Here is a 17,125-nt window from a genome sequence, read left to right as displayed (position 1 = left end):
CCCCGGCCCGGACGGCCCCCGTGGCGGCCGGCGGGGACCATGTCACACTTCCTGGTGGCCACACCGCGCTCCGGGGGCAGGGCCGGGCAGACTCAGGGAGAGCTCGTACGCAGATGACGGTCCGGCTGCAGATGGTCAGGTTCGCCTTGGTCGGCGTGGTCAACACCGGCACGTATTACGCGTGTTATCTGTTCCTGCTGAACCGGCTGCCGTACGTCGTCTCGCACGTGCTCGCCTTTCTGCTGAGCATGACGGGCTCGTTCTTCCTGCACAGCCGGTTCACCTACCGCACCCGCCCGACCTGGCGGAAGTTCCTGCTCTTCCCGCTCACCAACGCCGCGAACTTCGTGATCACCACGAGCGGTGTCTATCTGCTGGTGGACGTGGCGCACTTCGGCAGCCGCTACGCGCCGCTCATCGCGGCGGCAGCGGCTGTGCCGATCACCTTCGTGGTCTCGCGCACGATCCTGCTGCGCCCGGACCGGGAGCACGACCCCAACCAGGGGCACGACCAGGCGCGCGACCAGGGACGCGACCCGGACGGGGACCTACGCCCGCATCCGTCCAGCCTGTAGCTTCATCGCGCGCTTGAGGCGCGGCCCGAACGGCTTCTCCACCAGCCGGTGGATGAGCCACGCCAGTACGAGCATCGAGGCGATCGTGGCGACCAGGGTCAGTCTCGCGTCCAGGCCGAAGTGCCGGTGCAGGATGGTGATCGCGAACCAGCCGAGATGCTCGTGGACCAGGTAGAAGGGGTACGTGAGCACCCCGGCGAGTGTCAGCCAGCGCCAGTTCGCCCAGCGCAGCCACCCCAGGGCGACCGCGGCCACCGACGCGAAGGCGAAGGTGACGATCAGCAGGATCACGTACGGGGAGCGCTCCTGGAAGACATTGGTCGCGTCCGGGTTCCACAGCGCGACGGTCGAGTAGCGCTGGCCGAGCAGCCAGCTGGTGCCGACGATGCCCCAGAGCAGCAGATCGCTGCCGTACCGGTGGATCAGATAGAGCGCGAGACCGCCGATGAAGAACGGCGCGTGTTCCCGCATCACGATCTCGTCGACGAGCGGCTGGTCGGCGACGGCGGCCAGCGCGCCGGCCACGGTCCACAGACAGCAGAAGATCACGACCCGGCGGTAGGTGACGCCCTTCCACACCACGAAGAGCGCGAAGAGCAGATAGAAGCGCGCCTCGACCCACAGGGTCCAGCACACTCCCAGCACCCGGTTCACGCCCATCGGCTGCTGGAGCATGGTCAGGTTGACCAGCACCTCGTTGAGGCGCAGCGGCTCGCTGACCGAGGGGAGCACGACGCACGCGGCGGTGACCAGGACGATGGCCGCCCAGTACGCCGGGTAGAGCCGGGAGACGCGCGAGCGGAAGAAGTCCCCGAGCGACCGTCCCCAGCTGCTCATACAGATGACGAAGCCGCTGATGACGAAGAAGATCTGCACGCCGAGACAGCCGTAGGCGGCGGCCGCGGACAGATCGGGGAACAGCTCCTTGGGCGACTGGCTCCACACGTCGCTGATCTGGCCGCCCCTGCCCGCGTAGTGGTAGACGCAGACCATGAGCGCCGCCAGGATGCGCAGCCCGTCCAGGGCGCGCATACGGTCGTGCTTCGGGGCGGCGGCCGCCGGGGGCACCGACGGGCTCTCCGGCTCGGGTGCCGGATCCGGTACCCGAGCCAGTGTCGCGTGAGTCATTCCGTTTCGTTCCGTCCGTCGGCGCCAGTGCGCGAGAGGCGCGTGAGTACGCCCGGCGGGGCCGGATGCGGCGGTGCGACGGAAGGCCCCGGCACCGGTGGCGGGCATCCGGCCCGGCGCCGGGGCGGGACTCGAAGGGTCTGTGAAGAAAGGCACGGCGGCAGCGCGCCGGCAGAAGGACAGTAGGCGGCGTCCGGTGAACGGGGCGACATCAGCAGAATGAACAGAACCTCGGTACAGGTGACCGCGGGGTGAACTGCCGGTAGGGCCGTGGCGATGGTTCCGCGGCGGGTTACCGGCCGCGTCGGGGCCCGAACCGCACCACCTGCGCCAATCTTCCCGTGGTTCGTTGGCCGAACCAGTGGCCCGGACCACGCGGACTGCCTACCATCGGTCACTGCTAGGCCTTGTGCATCGCCGCACAATCACGCCGGGAGGCCCCTTTGCACCGCCGCCGTCGCACCGCGCTCTCCATCTCCGTCGCGCTTCTCGCCGCGGCCCCACTGCTCACCGCCTGCGGCAATGACGCGCACCCGGGAGCGGCGGCCGTCGTCGGCGGGGAGCGGATCGAGGTGTCCGCACTCCAGGCCGAGGTACGCGAGGTCCGGGACGCGCAGGACGCCTCGCCGGAGGCCGCGCAGCTCATCAAGAACACCGGGCAGCTCAGCCAGGCCAAGCTGAACAGCATGATCTTCGACCGGATCCTGGACCGGGCGGCGGCCGACGCCGGGGTGAAGATCAGCCGCAAGGAGATCCAGGGCACCCGGCAGCAGGCCGCCGCACAGTCGGGCGGCGAGAAGCAGTTCGCCGCGATGCTGCTCCAGCAGGGTGCGCTCTCCGAGGGCCAGATCGACGCCGCGATCCGCCGTGAGGTCCTGCTGACCAAGCTGGCCCAGGCGATCGGCGCCAACACCACGACACCGCAGGGCCAGCAGACGGTCCTCGCCGAGCTGACCAAGACGTCCGAGAAGCTCGGGATCGATGTCAATCCGCGCTACGGCAGCTGGGACGTCAAGCAGGTCCAGCTGGGCGCGGCGAAGACCCCCTGGATCACCCAGGTCACCCGCCAGACGCCGGAGCAGGAGCCGACCGGAGCCTGAGGTCGGCGCGGCCGGCGGCCGGAGGTAGGTTCGAGTGGTGACAGACGAAGCTCCCGCCGCCCCCGGCCGTATCGTCCTGCTGACCGCCAGCCACCGGGTCGCTCCCGGCCTGCTGTCCTGGCCCGCCTGGCAGACGCTGCACGCCGCGGACCGGGTGCTGTGCGCCGACGCCGGCCACCCGCAGCTGCCGTATCTGCGCGAGGCCGGCGTCACCGTCGAGCACACCGCGCCCAGCGCGGAAGAGCTGGTCGACGCCTGCGCCGGCGGCCGTACGGTCGTGGTCGTCCCCTCCAGCCAGGGCGACGGCACCGACGGGCCGCTCACCGACGGCCTCGCCCGGCTGGCCGGCTCCGGCCGCGTCCAGATGCCGGACCTGGAGCTGCTCCCCGGCTCGTACGACCTGCCGGGCGCCCGGCTCCTCGATCTCGTCCAGGTCATGGACCGGATCCGCGTCGAGTGCCCGTGGTCGTCGGCGCAGACGCACCAGGGCCTCGCCAAGTACGGCATCGAGGAGGCGTACGAACTCGTCGAGGCGATCGAGGACGGCGACGGCGACGAACTGCGCGAGGAGCTCGGGGACGTACTCCTCCAGGTCGTCTTCCACGCCCGGATCGCCCAGGACGGCCTGGACGAGGAGATCGAGCCGTTCTCCATCGACGATGTCGCCGGCACGATCGTGGACAAGCTCATCCACCGCCATCCTCATGTCTTCGGTGACGAGACGGCCGAGACCCCGGCGGAGGTCAAGGCGCACTGGCTCCGGATGAAAGCGGTCGAGAAGCAGCGCGACTCGGTCACCGACGGTGTACCGCTGGGCCAGCCAGGACTGGCCCTCGCCTCCAAGCTCGCGGGCCGCGCCCGCACCGCCGCCCTGGAGGTCCCCGTCCCGCGCGGCGAGGGCATCGGGTACGAGCTGCTCGCCCTGGCCGTACGCGCGGAGGAGACCGGCGTCGACCCGGAAACCGCCCTGCGCGTCGCCGCCCGTACCTACCGGGACGCGATCCGCGCCGCCGAGGGCCACCCCGAGCGCGGCTGATCCGCGGCTGATCCACCGCTGATCCGCGTCTGATCAGGCCGTTACTGTCGGGGCATGCCCGATCAGCCTGCCGCCGCCCCGGCCCCCGCGCACGACGGACCCGATGAGGTGCCCGCGCTCTTCACCTGGGAGTTCGCCACCGATCCCTACCCCGCCTACGCCTGGCTGCGCGAGCACGCGCCCGTGCACAGGACCGCGCTGCCCAGTGGGGTCGAGGCGTGGCTCGTGACGCGGTACGGGGACGCCAGGCAGGCGCTCGCCGACCCACGGCTCTCCAAGAACCCCACGCATCACGCGGGACCGGCGCATGCCAAGGGGAAGACGGGGATCCCGGGGGAGCGCAAGGCGGAGCTGATGACGCACCTGCTGAATATCGACCCGCCCGACCACACCCGGCTGCGGCGGCTGGTGTCCAAGGCGTTCACGCCCCGTACGGTCGCCGAGTTCGCCCCGCGCGTACAGGAGCTGACGGACCGGCTCATCGACGGCTTCGCGGCGGACGGGGAGGCGGACCTGATCCATGACTTCGCCTTCCCGCTGCCCATCTACGCGATCTGCGATCTGCTCGGGGTGCCGCGCGAGGACCAGGACGACTTCCGGGACTGGGCGGGCATGATGATCCGGCACGGCGGCGGGCCGCGCGGCGGGGTCGCGCGCTCGGTCAAGAAGATGCGCGGATATCTCGCCGAGCTCATCCACCGTAAGAGGGAGAACCCCGGCGAGGACCTGATCTCCGGTCTGATCCGCTCCAGCGACCACGGCGAGCACCTCACCGAGAACGAAGCCGCGGCGATGGCCTTCATCCTGCTCTTCGCGGGGTTCGAGACCACGGTCAACCTCATCGGCAACGGGATGTACGCCCTGCTGCGCCACCCCGAGCAGCGCGCGCGGCTGCAGCGCTCGCTCGACGCGGGGGAGACGGGGCTGCTCGCGACGGGGGTCGAGGAGCTGCTGCGGTACGACGGGCCCGTGGAGATGGCGACCTGGCGCTACGCCACCGAGCCGCTGACGCTCGGCGGACAGGGGATCGCGGCGGGCGATCCCGTCCTGGTCGTACTCGCCGCCGCCGACCGTGACCCGGAGCGGTTCGCCGATCCGGACACGCTCGATCTCGCTCGGCGTGACAATCAGCATCTCGGCTACGGACACGGCATCCACTACTGCCTCGGCGCCCCGCTCGCCCGGCTGGAGGGACAGGCCGCGCTCGCCACGCTGCTGACCCGGCTGCCCGATGTACGGCTTGCCCAGGATCCTGCTGATTTGCGATGGCGTGGAGGGCTCATCATGCGTGGATTGCGCACGCTTCCGGTGCAGTTCACGCCATTGTCCGGCTGACGGAACGTCAGGACTGTGACTTTCGCGTGATCTCTGCTGCATCGACTTGTGACAAGCGTTCGAGTACCGCTACGTTCACCGACGACTCAGCAGCAACACGCCGTAGTCGAACTGACAGTCTCACGGAAGGCAACCGCATGCGCTCCGCGAACGGCCGGCACCGTCGACCTCGCCAGGCCCCCGCCCTGATCGTCGCGGCAGGGGTGACCGGATCGGCGCTCGCGATCCCGCTGCTCGGTGCCACCGGCGCCGTCGCGGCCGATGCCACCACCTGGGATCACGTCGCCGAGTGCGAGAGCGGCGGGATGTGGAGCGCGGACCTCGGTAACGGCTACTACGGCGGACTGCAGATCTCGCAGGAGACCTGGGACGACTTCGGCGGCGGGGACTACGCGGCCCGCGCCGACCTCGCGAGCCGCTCCCAGCAGATCGCGATAGCCGAGAAGGTGCTCGCCGCGCAGGGGCCGACGGCCTGGCTCAGCTGTGCGGCGATCTCGGGGCTGACGGACGACGGCGCCCTGCCCGGCGTCGACCCGGGGGCCACCCCCGACGCGTCAGGAACCCCGAAGGACAGAGGGAGCGCCGATCCGGCGGACACGTCCCCGTCCAAGTCCCCGTCCAAGTCCCCGTCCACTTCGGACGGCACGTCCTCGGACGGCGCGGAGAAGCAGACGGACAAGCCGGCCCCCTCCGGGTCCGCGGGCGGCTCCGGCTCCGACGGCTCCGACGCGGAGGGCGCGGACCGTACGGATCCGGCCACCGGCAAGCACCGCGGCGACGCGGCCCCGGAAGAGTCCGCTCCGGGCAATTCGGGCGAAGACCGTGAATCGGGGCGTCATGCCTCGCGAGGTGACGGATCGACACGCGACGGGGACGGCGTCGACGGTGGGGCGGACGGCGCGGATGGTGCGTACACCGTCCAGTCCGGTGACTGCCTCTGGCTCATCGCCGACGAGCAGGAGGTGCCCGGCGGCTGGACCGCGCTCTACGAGGCGAACAAGGACGCCGTCGGCTCCGACCCCGACCTCATCCTCCCTGGCCAGACCCTTGATCTCGGCGTGAAGTAGGGGTAGTTCGAGACCCTATGTCCGCTTCTGTGCAAGTGAGACAAGGGTCTCTTTGCCGCAACTCGGGCCTTTTGCTCCGTCCGTTGACTCACTGGATCTCTCACCTGCGTAAACGCCCGCGATCCGCCGGGGGATAAGGGCGTTTTCTCACCTATGCACCCCTTTGGATATCCGGTGGACCTGTGATTACGGTCTGAACCGCTCGCACCGCGGGCCTCGTCGACCGTCACGCCGAATCCTGCCGTCGGTCGGGGGGAGTAATCGTCGCGTCAAGCGCCGAAGGCAGGAGCGGGGGACCCAAAGGTTCGTGCCGGCCCCGGCTGTCGAGAGACGGCCGACGACCGGCTTGGGGTGAAGTCGTGTGCGAGAGCGCGCGGCCGGGCAACTCACTTGGCCCGAACCCGACAGCTGACCTCGTAGGCGTCGGTGAGGAGAAGCTCCATGCTGCGTTCCAGCAAGGCCAAGCACCGTCGCCCGTCCTCGTCCAGGGCTGTTCGCTACGCCACTCTCGCCGGCATGACCGGTGCCGTCGTCGCGGCCCCGCTGATCGGTGCCACGTCCGCCTCCGCCGCGACCCCGTCCGAGTGGGACCAGGTCGCCCAGTGCGAGTCCGGCGGCAACTGGTCCATCAACACCGGCAACGGCTTTTACGGTGGCCTCCAGTTCACCACCTCCACCTGGGCCGCGTACGGCGGCAGCGCCTACGCCGCCAGGGCCGACCAGGCCTCCAAGTCCCAGCAGATAGCCGTCGCCGAGAAGGTCCTGGCCGGCCAGGGCAAGGGTGCCTGGCCCAGCTGCGGCGTGAATCTGTCCAACGCCGCGTACGACGGCGGCTCGGCCGACTCCGCCGCGCAGCCCGCTCCCCAGCAGAAGGAGCAGGCGCAGCCCGCTCCCCAGCCGGAGCAGCCCGCCCGTAGTGACGCGCAGGCCGCCTCGCGCGGCGAGAGCCGTCCCGCCCCGGTCGAGAAGGGCGACGGCGAGTACAAGGTCAAGTCCGGCGACACCCTCTCCAAGATCGCCGGTGCCCACCAGGTCAAGGGTGGCTGGAAGAAGCTGTTCGAGCTGAACAAGGACATCGTCAAGGACGCCGACGTCATCCACCCGGGCCAGCTGCTCCACCTGAGCTGACCCGTCCCGGCCCGGCCGGCCCCGACCACCCCGGTCCGGCGGCCGGCCCGGCCGACCCCCGACCACCCCGGTCCGGCGCGTTCTCCCCCGTACGCGCCGGGCCGGGGTTTCCGCTGTCCGCCCCGCCCTCCGAGGGCCGGACGGTCTCAGCGGGCGGGCACCGGCCTGCCGACGATCCCGAGCGGTTAGGCTCTTGCCGCAAGGCCAAGAAGACCCTGCACTCAAGCGTCACATCCCAGAAGGAGATGCTCGTGCCGTCCATCGACGTCGTCGTAGCCCGGGAAATCCTTGACTCCCGAGGCAACCCCACGGTCGAGGTCGAGGTCGGCCTCGACGACGGCAGCACGGGTCGTGCTGCTGTCCCCTCCGGTGCCTCCACCGGTGCGTTCGAGGCCCTTGAGCTCCGCGACGGTGACAAGAACCGCTACCAGGGCAAGGGTGTCGAGAAGGCCGTCCTCGCCGTCATCGAGCAGATCGGCCCGGAGCTGGTCGGGTACGACGCCACCGAGCAGCGCCTGATCGACCAGGCGATGTTCGACCTGGACGCCACCCCGGACAAGTCGTCGCTCGGCGCCAACGCCATCCTCGGCGTCTCCCTCGCCGTCGCGCACGCCGCCTCCGAGGCCTCCGACCTTCCGCTCTTCCGCTACCTGGGCGGCCCGAACGCGCACCTGCTGCCCGTTCCGATGATGAACATCCTGAACGGCGGCTCGCACGCCGACTCCAACGTGGACATCCAGGAGTTCATGATCGCCCCGATCGGCGCGGAGTCCTTCTCCGAGGCGCTGCGCTGGGGCGCCGAGGTCTACCACACGCTCAAGAAGGTCCTGAAGGAGAAGGGGCTCTCCACCGGCCTCGGCGACGAGGGCGGCTTCGCGCCGAACCTGGACTCCAACCGGGCCGCGCTGGACCTGATCCTCGAAGCCATCAAGGAAGCCGGTTACGCCCCCGGCAAGGACATCGCGCTCGCGCTCGACGTCGCCGCGTCCGAGTTCTACAAGGACGGCTCGTACGCGTTCGAGGGCAAGTCCCGCTCGGCCGCCGAGATGACCGAGTACTACGAGGAGCTCGTCGCCTCGTACCCGCTCGTCTCCATCGAGGACCCGCTCTTCGAGGACGACTGGGCCGGCTGGAAGGTCCTCACGGACAAGCTCGGCGCCAAGGTCCAGATCGTCGGCGACGACCTGTTCGTCACCAACCCGGAGCGGCTGGCGCGCGGTATCGAGGAGGGCTCCGCCAACGCCCTGCTCGTGAAGGTCAACCAGATCGGTTCGCTGACCGAGACCCTGGACGCCGTCGAGCTGGCCCAGCGCAGCGGCTTCAAGTGCATGATGTCCCACCGCTCCGGTGAGACCGAGGACGTCACGATCGCCGACCTCGCCGTCGCCACCAACTGCGGCCAGATCAAGACCGGCGCCCCGGCCCGCTCCGAGCGCGTCGCCAAGTACAACCAGCTGCTGCGCATCGAGGAGATCCTCGACGACGCCGCGGTGTACGCCGGCCGCAGCGCGTTCCCGCGCTTCCGCTCCGCGTAGTGAGGAAGCTCCGCCTCGCGCCCGCAGAACAGGTGACAGGGCGCGAAGGCGGAGCGTAGCGAAGCGTCCCCGGCCGCGGTCCCGTACCGTGTCGGGGACGTACGCACGTGACAGGGGAGGCGAGCCATGGCCGGGAACCGGGACCGGTTCTCCACCGCGACCAGGCTGCGGCTGCTCGGCGAGCAGACCGCTGCCCGCGTCTACCGCTCGCAGAACCGCCGGCAGGACCGCCGCTCCCGGCTCACCGGCCGGGCGGCCTTCCTCGCCCTGATCCTCTGCACCCTGGTGGTGGCGCTCGCGTATCCGATGCGGCAGTACGTGTCGCAGCGCAACGAGATCGCCGACCAGCAGCGGCTGACGCGCGAGGCGAAGCAGCGGGTCGAGGAGTTGCGCGACGAGAAGGCGCGGCTCCAGGACGACGCGTACATCCAGCGGCTGGCCCGCGAGCATCTCCACTATCAGCTGCCGGGCGAGACCGGCTACACCATGATCGACCCGGAAGCGGTGAAGCAGGAGCGCGAGGAGCAGGGGACGGCCGGCCGTCCCTGGTACTCGAACGTCCTGGACGGCGTCGACAACGCCGACCGCCCCGGCAGATAGCACCCGACCGTAGAACCACCCGACCGTAGAACTCTGTAGAACCAAGGCAGGCATGCACACGCCCCCTCCGCAGACCGAACGCACCGAGCCCACCGAGGCGGATGTCGCGGCGTTCAAGGAACAGCTCGGCCGCCCGCCGCGCGGACTGCGCGCCATCGCGCACCGCTGCCCCTGCGGACAGCCGGACGTGGTCGAGACCGCCCCGCGGCTTCCCGACGGCACCCCCTTCCCGACGACGTACTACCTGACCTGCCCGCGCGCGGCCTCGGCCATCGGCACGCTGGAGGCGAACGGCGTCATGAAGGAGATGACCGAGCGCCTCGCGACCGATCCCGAGCTGGCCGCCGCGTACCGCGCGGCCCATGAGGACTACCTCGCGCGCCGGGACGCCATCGAGGTGCTGGAGGGCTTCCCCAGCGCGGGCGGCATGCCGGACCGGGTGAAGTGCCTGCATGTCCTGGTCGGCCACTCGCTGGCGGCAGGCCCCGGGGTGAACCCGCTGGGCGACGAGGCGCTGGCGATGCTGCCCGAATGGTGGAGCAAGGGCCCGTGCGTGACGCCCTACAAAGAAGAGCACGGTACGGAAGAGGACGGCCGGCAAGAGAACGGCCAGGAAGAAGACAGGGCGGGGGACACCGGATGACCAGGGTCGCCGCCATCGACTGCGGGACGAATTCCATCCGGCTGCTCGTCGCCGACGCGCACCCCGACACGGGCGAACTGACCGACCTCGACCGGCGGATGACGATTGTCCGGCTCGGTCAGGGCGTGGACAGGACGGGCCGGCTCGCCCCCGAGGCGCTGGAACGCACCTTCGCCGCCTGCCGTGAGTACGCCGCCGTCATCAAGTGGCTCGGCGCCGAGCGGATCCGTTTCGTGGCCACCTCCGCCTCGCGCGACGCGGAGAACCGCGACGAGTTCGTGCGCGGGGTCCTGGACATCCTGGGTGTGGAGCCCGAGGTGATCACCGGCGACCAGGAGGCGGCCTTCTCCTTCACCGGCGCCACCAAGGAACTGCCGGGCGAGGACAGCTGTCTGGTCGTGGACATCGGCGGCGGCTCGACCGAGTTCGTCGTCGGTGAGGACCGGGTGCGGGCCGCGCGGTCCGTGGACATCGGCTGCGTACGGCTGACCGAGCGGCATCTCGTACGGGACGGGGTCGTCAGCGACCCGCCCACGCCCGCGCAGATCGCCGCGATACGCGCCGACATCGAGGCGGCCCTCGACCTCGCCGAGGAGACCGTCCCGCTGCGCGAGCCGCGCACCCTGGTCGGGCTGGCCGGTTCCGTGACCACGGTGGCCGGGATCGCGCTCGGACTGGACGCGTACGACTCCGCCGCCATCCACCACTCCCGGATCTCCTTCGAGCAGGTCGAGGAGATCACCGGCCGCCTGCTCACGGCCACCCACGACGAGCGGTCCGCGATCCCGGTCCTGCATCCGGGACGCGTGGACGTCATCGGCGCGGGGGCGCTCGTACTGCTCTCGATCATGGAACGGACCGGAGCCCGGGAGGTCGTCGTCAGCGAGCACGACATCCTCGACGGGATCGCCTGGTCCATCGCTCAGGGCCGCCCGGCGCAGCCTCCGCGAGAAACTTCGTGAAGTTCTTCACAAGGAAAAGACCCCTCTTGGCCGCTCTTCCGGTTCCCGGGGGCCGTCCAGGGGCCTCGCAGGGTGACGGCGCCTTTATAACGGGTGGTTCCGGGCGCGTTACGACCGTATGAATCGGGGGTCTGGTCCACTCGTCGGAAGGGGCGGAGGGCCAGCTCACGAGGGGTGGGCAACGACCCGGGGTGCCCTCTGGTTCCCCTGCGGGCAGGTGATCTCGATCATGCGAGCCGCGCAGTGTAGCACCAGGGGGCCAATACCTTGTGAAGGGGCTCACGAGCACCCCCTCCAAACGGGGTGGATACTCGATGGCATGAGCACCACGGAGCGTCCCAGGATCCTCGTTGTAGGCGGTGGGTACGTAGGCCTGTACGCAGCTCGTCGCATTCTGAAGAAGATGCGCTACGGGGAGGCGACCGTCACGGTCGTCGACCCTCGCTCGTACATGACGTACCAGCCCTTCCTCCCCGAAGCTGCCGCCGGCAGCATCTCGCCCCGGCATGTCGTCGTCCCGCTGCGACGCGTGCTGCCCAAGGCTGAGGTGCTCACCGGCCGGGTCACTACCATTGACCAGGACCGCAAGGTCGCCACGGTCGCGCCGCTCGTCGGCGAGGCCTACGAGCTGCCCTTCGACTACCTGATCGTCGCGCTCGGCGCCGTCTCCCGTACCTTCCCGATCCCCGGCCTCGCCGAGCAGGGCATCGGCATGAAGGGGATCGAGGAGGCCATCGGCCTGCGCAACCACGTTCTGGAGCAGCTGGACAAGGCCGACTCGACGACCGACGAGGAGGTCCGCCGCAAGGCGCTGACCTTCGTCTTCGTGGGCGGCGGCTTCGCCGGCGCGGAGACCATCGGTGAGGTCGAGGACCTGGCCCGCGACGCCGCGAAGTACTACACGAACGTGAAGCGCGAGGACATGCGCTTCATCCTCGTGGATGTCGCCGACAAGATCCTTCCCGAGGTCGGCCCGAAGCTGGGCAGCTGGGGCAAGGAGCACCTTGAGGGCCGCGGTGTCGAGATCTACCTGAAGACCGGTATGGACTCCTGCGTGGACGGCCACGTGATGCTCAACAACGGCCTCCAGGTCGACTCCAACACCATCGTCTGGACGGCCGGCGTCAAGCCGAACCCGGCGCTCGCCCGCTACGGTCTGCCGCTCGGCCCCCGTGGCCACGTGGACACCAGCGAGAAGCTCCAGGTGCAGGGCACCGACTACATCTGGGCCGCCGGCGACAACGCCCAGGTCCCGGACATGGCGTCCCGCCGGGCCGGTGTCGAGAACGCCTGGTGCCCGCCGAACGCCCAGCACGCGCTGCGCCAGGCGCGGCTGCTCGGCGACAACGTGATCTCCGGTATGCGGGGCTTCCCGCAGAAGGAGTACAGCCACGCCAACAAGGGTGCGGTCGCCGGTCTCGGCCTGCACAAGGGCGTTGCGATGATCGTCATGGGCAAGGTGCGGATCAAGCTCAAGGGCCGGCTGGCCTGGTACATGCACCGTGGCTACCACGGCATGGCCATGCCGACCTGGAACCGCAAGATCCGTGTCTTCGCCGACTGGACGCTCGCGATGTTCCTCAAGCGCGAGGTCGTCTCGCTCGGCGCCATGCAGACGCCGCGTGAGGAGTTCTACGAGGCCGCCAAGCCCGCCCCGGTGGCAGCCGCCGCCCGGCCGGCGCAGGAGAAGGCCAAGGCTTCCTGACCCCGCCCGCTGTCCCCGAGAGGGCCGCCCGCCATCCGTGGTGCGGGCGGCCCTCTCGTATGCCCGGGTGACTCCGACGGCCGTACGCCCGGTGACTCCGACGGCCCAGCAGGCAGGCGCCCGCCGCACGGCCCTGACGCCCCGTCCGGACCCCGGACCCGGTCTCCCGCGCGGCGCGGCGCCCCGGGAGCGGCCCCGGCACAGAGGTCCCTCACCCCACGGAAGTGTGTGGTGAGTGCAGGTATTTTGCCGTCCCATTGCGAACCGCCGGGACTGCATCGGTAGGCGTCCGGTGTTTACGTGGTGTTGAGCATGCCCGGAATCCACCATCACGGAGGTGTACGCCATGGCCGACGCCGCGCTGCGGCTGACCACTCTTGCCGAAGAGTTGCTGGGAGCCCCGCTCCCGGTCCGTATCCGTGCCTGGGACGGCAGTGAATCGGGCCCCCCGGACGCCCCGACCTTGATCATCCGCAACCGCCGCGCGCTGCGCCGCCTCCTGTGGAAGCCCGGTGAACTGGGCCTGGCGCGCGCCTGGGTGGCCGGTGAGATGGATGTGGACGGCGATCTGTACGCGCTGCTCGACCGGCTCGCCGGACTCATCTGGGAGCGCGGCGCGGACGCCAAGGACGCGGTCCATCCCGTACGCGACCCCCTCATGCGGGCCGCCGCCCGCGGCCTGATCCAGATCGCGGGCCCCTGGCCCCCGCCCGCCCCGCCCCCCGAGGAGATCCGGCGGCGGCAGGGCGCGCTGCACACCAAGCGCCGCGACAAGGCGGCGATCAGCCACCACTACGACGTGGGAAATGACTTCTACGAGCTGGTGCTCGGGCCTTCCATGGTCTACTCGTGCGCCTACTGGGACTCCGGTCCCGGATTCAGTCTCGAAGACGCACAGCGCGACAAGCTCGACCTGATCTGCCGCAAGCTCGCTCTGAAGGAGGGGGTACGACTCCTGGACGTCGGCTGCGGCTGGGGTTCGATGGCCATCCATGCCGCCCGCGAGTACGGCGCCCGGGTCACCGGGATCACGCTCTCCAGGGAGCAGGCCGCGTACGCCCGTAAGCGCATCGCGGAGGAGGGGCTCACCGACCGGATCGAGATCCGCGTCCAGGACTACCGGGACGTCAGGGACGGCCCGTACGACGCGATTTCCTCCATCGGCATGGCCGAGCACGTCGGCTCGGTCCAGTACCGGCAGTACGCCGACGACCTCTACGCCCTTCTCAGGCCGGGCGGGCGGCTGCTCAACCACCAGATCGCCCGGCGCCCCGAGAAGGACGAGGGCGAATACCGTATCGACGAGTTCATCGACGCGTACGTCTTCCCGGACGGCGAGCTGGCGCCGCTCGGCAGGACCGTCGCGACCCTGGAGGAGGCGGGCTTCGAGGTCCGTGACGTCGAGTCGATCCGGGAGCACTACGCCCTGACCCTGCGCCGCTGGGTGACCAACCTGGAGGAGCACTGGGCCGAGGCGGTACGCAGCACCTCCGCCGGACGCGCCCGCGTCTGGCGTCTCTACATGGCGGCGTCGGCGCTGTCCTTCGAGCACAACAAGATCGGTGTCAATCAGGTCCTGGCCGTGCGGACCCCGGAGAGCGGCGCGTCGGGAATGCCGCCGCGAGCGCGCGTCTGGGGCCGCTGACGTACGGCGCGTGACAGACGAAGGGCCGGACCCCGCTGCGGGGTCCGGCCCTTTCCCGTACGGACGGTCCGGCCCTTCTCGTCCGTACGGTGCGTAGCGTCTGTATCGCGGTCCGGAGAGGGCCTACTCGGTCTTGATCGCCGTCAGCATGTTCAGCTTCGCGGCGCTGCGGGCCGGCCACAGGGCGGCCAGCACCCCCACCAGGCCGGCCAGCACCAGGAAGAGCCCGATCCGCTCCCACGGGACGACCAGCGCGTAGCCCGGGATCCCGGACTTGATGGTCTGGCCGATCGCCCAGGCCAGGAAGGATCCGAGGGCGACACCGATCACCGCGCCGAAGACCGAGATCACCACGGCCTCCAGCCGGATCATCCGCTTGACCTTGCGGCGGTCCAGGCCGATCGCGCGCAGCATGCCGATCTCCTGCTGCCGCTCGAAGACGGACATCGCCAGGGTGTTGACGACCCCGAGGACCGCGATGAGCAGGGCCATCGCCAGCAGGCCGTACATGATGTTCAGCGCGGTGTTGATGAAGCCGCTGTACGTGTTCCTGATGTCCTGGTGGTCCATGACGCTGATCGCCGGATTCTTGCCCAGCGCGTCCACCAGGGCCTGTTCATTGGCCTTGCTCGCGCCGCCGGCCGTCTTCACGTACACCTCGCGGATGTACGGCTTGGAGTCGTGCGCGGCGAGCAGGTCCTTCGAGATCAGCACCGGCGAGAGGAACTCGTTCTCCTTGTAGGTGGCGCCGACCTTCAGCCGGGCCGCCTTGCCGTCCATGTACGTCACCGACAGGGTGTCCCCGGCCTTCCAGCCGTTGGACTTCGCGGTCTTCTCGTCGACCGCGATACCGCCCTCGCCGAGCGTGTCCATCGAACCGGTGACCGTGCTGAGGCTGATGACCTTCTCGATGTCCCCGGGGGTGACCGCGGAAGCGGAGTGGAACTCGTTCTTGACCTTCAGGCCGGTGGCCTGCTGCGCGGAGAGGGCGCTCACGCCGGGCGCCTCGCCCAGCGCGGTCAGCGCCGACGGGTCGAGCCCGCCGCCGCTCGCCATCGTCACCATGTAGTCGGCCCTGATGTTGTCCGTGGTCATCTTGTCCACGGCCTGACCGACCGTGACGCCGAGCACCGAGAGCGCGGTGACCAGGGTGAGGCCGATGGCCAGCGCCGAGGCGGTGGCTCCGGTACGGCGCGGATTGCGCACGGCGTTCTGGCCCGCCAGCTTGCCGGACACCCCGAAGACCCGGTGCAGCAGCGGCCGTACCAGCGCGATGACCGGACGCGACAGCAGCGGGATCAGCACGATGATGCCGATCATCGCCAGGAACGCGCCGACGCCGATGAGCAGCCGTCCTTCGGACCCCGCCGCCGCGCCCGCGAAGATCCCGGCGGCGCCGATCAGGGTCAGCCCGCCGCCGATGGAGTTGCGTACGACGAGCGACTTGGTGGTGGGCACGGCGTGCGCGCTGCCCATCGCCGCCACCGGCGGGATCTTCGCGGCCCTGCGGGCCGGCAGCCAGGCGGCGAGCAGGGTGATCAGCACACCGACGCCGAGAGCGGCGCCGATCGCGGTCGGCGAGATCACCAGCGGCCCCGCGGGCACCCTCGCGCCGAACTGGCCCATCGCGGACCGCAGTCCGATCGCCAGCCCGACACCGAGCACGAAACCGATCACCGAGGCGATCAGCCCGACCAGCCCGGCCTCGACCAGCACCGAGCGCTTGACCTGGCGGCGGGAGGCGCCGACGGCGCGCAGCAGCGCCAGCTCCCTGGTGCGCTGGGCGACCAGCATGGTGAAGGTGTTGGAGATCAGGAAGACTCCGACGAACAGCGCGATGGCCGCGAAGGCGAGCAGCATCTGGTTGAGATTCTCAAGGCCCCGCTCGGTCCGCGTCGCCTGGTCGGCGGCGAGCCGCGCCCCGGTCTGCGCCTCGGCGTTCTCCGGCAGCAGGCTCTTGACCTCGCTGAGGATCTTCGTGTCGGAGGCGCCGGGCGCCGCGGTGATCGTGAGGTCCTTGAAGAAGCCGGGCTCCAGATAGAGCTTCTGGGCGATGTCCGTGGTGAAGAGGACCAGGCTGCCGCCCGCGTTGACCGCGCCGTCCTCGGTGGTGAAGACACCGGTGAGGGTGTACTCCTTCACCGGCCCGTTGGTGGCGACGCGCACCTGGTCGCCGACCCGGTACTTCCCCTTGGCGGCGGAGTCCTTGTCGAGCGCGATCTGACTGTCCCTGGTGGGCCCCGAGCCGTCGGCGAAGGTGTAGGAGGGGTCCTTGCCGTCCTTGCCCGGCACGAAGTTGGAACCGGTGTTGGACCAGCCGCTGCCGATCAGCTTGCCGTCCGGGCCGGCGACGCCGGCGAAGCCGTCGACACGGCTGGTGACGGAGGCGACACCGTCGACGGCCCGGATCGTGTCGACGGTCCGCGCGCTGATGCCGGGGTCGAGCTTCGGGTCGGCCGCGTCGCGGGGGTCGTACGAGGTGACGCCGACGGCGACGTCCTTATAGCTCTTGGCCGACTGGTTCTGGAAGGCGTTGCCGAGGGTGTCGGTGAAGACCAGGGTGCCGGAGACGAAGGCCACGCCGAGCATCACGGCGAGCACGGTCATCAGCAGCCTGGCCTTGTGCGCGAGCACATTGCGCAGGGCGGTACGGAACATGGTGGAAG

At 70.1% G+C, this 17,125-nt stretch carries 14 protein-coding genes and 1 riboswitch; of the genes, 12 read left to right on the top strand and 2 right to left on the bottom strand.

Going from position 1 to position 17,125, the window contains the following annotated elements:
- Positions 1 to 113 precede the first annotated feature (113 nt).
- Complete coding sequence (locus ACFVWW_RS16565) at positions 114 to 575, top strand: GtrA family protein (protein ID WP_384333683.1); 462 nt, start codon at positions 114 to 116, stop codon at positions 573 to 575.
- Here ACFVWW_RS16565 and ACFVWW_RS16560 read toward each other — a convergent pair.
- A complete protein-coding gene (locus tag ACFVWW_RS16560) occupies positions 549 to 1,703 on the bottom strand; it encodes an acyltransferase family protein (protein ID WP_384187323.1) in 1,155 nt (384 codons plus the stop codon). The two genes, ACFVWW_RS16565 and ACFVWW_RS16560, sit on opposite strands and share 27 nt — an antisense overlap.
- Before the next feature lie 443 nt (positions 1,704 to 2,146).
- Here ACFVWW_RS16560 and ACFVWW_RS16555 point away from each other — a divergent pair, with 443 nt between their 5' ends.
- From ACFVWW_RS16555 to ACFVWW_RS16505, 11 genes are all read left to right on the top strand, one after another.
- On the top strand, positions 2,147 to 2,803 hold the full coding sequence (locus ACFVWW_RS16555) for a SurA N-terminal domain-containing protein (RefSeq protein ID WP_384333680.1): 657 nt from the start codon (positions 2,147 to 2,149) through the stop codon (positions 2,801 to 2,803).
- 37 nt (positions 2,804 to 2,840) lie between these two features.
- Positions 2,841 to 3,839: a nucleoside triphosphate pyrophosphohydrolase gene (locus ACFVWW_RS16550; protein ID WP_384187329.1), complete on the top strand. Its 999-nt coding sequence runs from the start codon at positions 2,841 to 2,843 to the stop codon at positions 3,837 to 3,839.
- Between the two features lie 54 nt (positions 3,840 to 3,893).
- Positions 3,894 to 5,174, top strand: a complete 1,281-nt coding sequence (locus ACFVWW_RS16545) for a cytochrome P450 (RefSeq protein WP_386879159.1) — start codon at positions 3,894 to 3,896, stop codon at positions 5,172 to 5,174.
- Between the two features lie 137 nt (positions 5,175 to 5,311).
- The gene (locus ACFVWW_RS16540) at positions 5,312 to 6,241 is read left to right on the top strand and encodes a transglycosylase family protein (protein WP_386879158.1); all 930 of its coding nucleotides are present in this window, start codon (positions 5,312 to 5,314) and stop codon (positions 6,239 to 6,241) included.
- 264 nt (positions 6,242 to 6,505) lie between these two features.
- Positions 6,506 to 6,679: riboswitch (cyclic di-AMP (ydaO/yuaA leader) on the top strand.
- Positions 6,680 to 6,682: 3 nt separating this feature from the next.
- Entirely contained in the window at positions 6,683 to 7,369 is a 687-nt protein-coding gene (locus ACFVWW_RS16535) for a transglycosylase family protein (RefSeq protein ID WP_386879157.1), read from the top strand.
- Between the two features lie 251 nt (positions 7,370 to 7,620).
- Entirely contained in the window at positions 7,621 to 8,904 is a 1,284-nt protein-coding gene (eno, locus tag ACFVWW_RS16530; RefSeq protein WP_384187339.1) for a phosphopyruvate hydratase, read from the top strand.
- A 126-nt stretch (positions 8,905 to 9,030) separates the two neighbouring features.
- On the top strand, positions 9,031 to 9,504 hold the full coding sequence (locus ACFVWW_RS16525; protein ID WP_384187342.1) for a septum formation initiator family protein: 474 nt from the start codon (positions 9,031 to 9,033) through the stop codon (positions 9,502 to 9,504).
- Positions 9,505 to 9,556: 52 nt separating this feature from the next.
- Complete coding sequence (locus ACFVWW_RS16520) at positions 9,557 to 10,147, top strand: DUF501 domain-containing protein (RefSeq protein ID WP_386879156.1); 591 nt, start codon at positions 9,557 to 9,559, stop codon at positions 10,145 to 10,147.
- On the top strand, positions 10,144 to 11,109 hold the full coding sequence (locus ACFVWW_RS16515; RefSeq protein ID WP_386879155.1) for an exopolyphosphatase: 966 nt from the start codon (positions 10,144 to 10,146) through the stop codon (positions 11,107 to 11,109). The genes ACFVWW_RS16520 and ACFVWW_RS16515 overlap by 4 nt, the downstream gene beginning before the upstream one ends.
- A 319-nt stretch (positions 11,110 to 11,428) precedes the next feature.
- Positions 11,429 to 12,814, top strand: coding sequence for an NAD(P)/FAD-dependent oxidoreductase (locus ACFVWW_RS16510; RefSeq protein WP_384187351.1), 1,386 nt, complete (start codon positions 11,429 to 11,431; stop codon positions 12,812 to 12,814).
- A gap of 346 nt (positions 12,815 to 13,160) precedes the next feature.
- Positions 13,161 to 14,459: a class I SAM-dependent methyltransferase gene (locus ACFVWW_RS16505; RefSeq protein WP_384333662.1), complete on the top strand. Its 1,299-nt coding sequence runs from the start codon at positions 13,161 to 13,163 to the stop codon at positions 14,457 to 14,459.
- Between the two features lie 123 nt (positions 14,460 to 14,582).
- Here the strand turns inward: ACFVWW_RS16505 and ACFVWW_RS16500 are convergent, their stop codons facing one another.
- On the bottom strand, positions 14,583 to 17,117 hold the full coding sequence (locus ACFVWW_RS16500) for an ABC transporter permease (protein WP_386879154.1): 2,535 nt from the start codon (positions 17,115 to 17,117) through the stop codon (positions 14,583 to 14,585).
- Between the last annotated feature and the right edge of the window lie 8 nt (positions 17,118 to 17,125).

The organism is Streptomyces sp. NPDC058198, assembly GCF_042882605.1.
In the GTDB taxonomy this organism is placed as follows: domain Bacteria; phylum Actinomycetota; class Actinomycetes; order Streptomycetales; family Streptomycetaceae; genus Streptomyces.
The sequence above is the reverse complement of the archived record's forward strand: the minus strand, read 5'-3'. Positions and strand labels throughout refer to the sequence as shown.

Coding starts and splice junctions, on each gene's coding strand:
- ACFVWW_RS16565 (WP_384333683.1), top strand. CDS start 114: ATGACGGTCCGGCTGCAGATGGTCAGGTTCGCCTTGGTCGGCGTGGTC.
- ACFVWW_RS16560 (WP_384187323.1), bottom strand. CDS start 1,703: ATGACTCACGCGACACTGGCTCGGGTACCGGATCCGGCACCCGAGCCG.
- ACFVWW_RS16545 (WP_386879159.1), top strand. CDS start 3,894: ATGCCCGATCAGCCTGCCGCCGCCCCGGCCCCCGCGCACGACGGACCC.
- ACFVWW_RS16540 (WP_386879158.1), top strand. CDS start 5,312: ATGCGCTCCGCGAACGGCCGGCACCGTCGACCTCGCCAGGCCCCCGCC.
- ACFVWW_RS16535 (WP_386879157.1), top strand. CDS start 6,683: ATGCTGCGTTCCAGCAAGGCCAAGCACCGTCGCCCGTCCTCGTCCAGG.
- ACFVWW_RS16525 (WP_384187342.1), top strand. CDS start 9,031: ATGGCCGGGAACCGGGACCGGTTCTCCACCGCGACCAGGCTGCGGCTG.
- ACFVWW_RS16520 (WP_386879156.1), top strand. CDS start 9,557: ATGCACACGCCCCCTCCGCAGACCGAACGCACCGAGCCCACCGAGGCG.
- ACFVWW_RS16515 (WP_386879155.1), top strand. CDS start 10,144: ATGACCAGGGTCGCCGCCATCGACTGCGGGACGAATTCCATCCGGCTG.
- ACFVWW_RS16510 (WP_384187351.1), top strand. CDS start 11,429: ATGAGCACCACGGAGCGTCCCAGGATCCTCGTTGTAGGCGGTGGGTAC.
- ACFVWW_RS16505 (WP_384333662.1), top strand. CDS start 13,161: ATGGCCGACGCCGCGCTGCGGCTGACCACTCTTGCCGAAGAGTTGCTG.
- ACFVWW_RS16500 (WP_386879154.1), bottom strand. CDS start 17,117: ATGTTCCGTACCGCCCTGCGCAATGTGCTCGCGCACAAGGCCAGGCTG.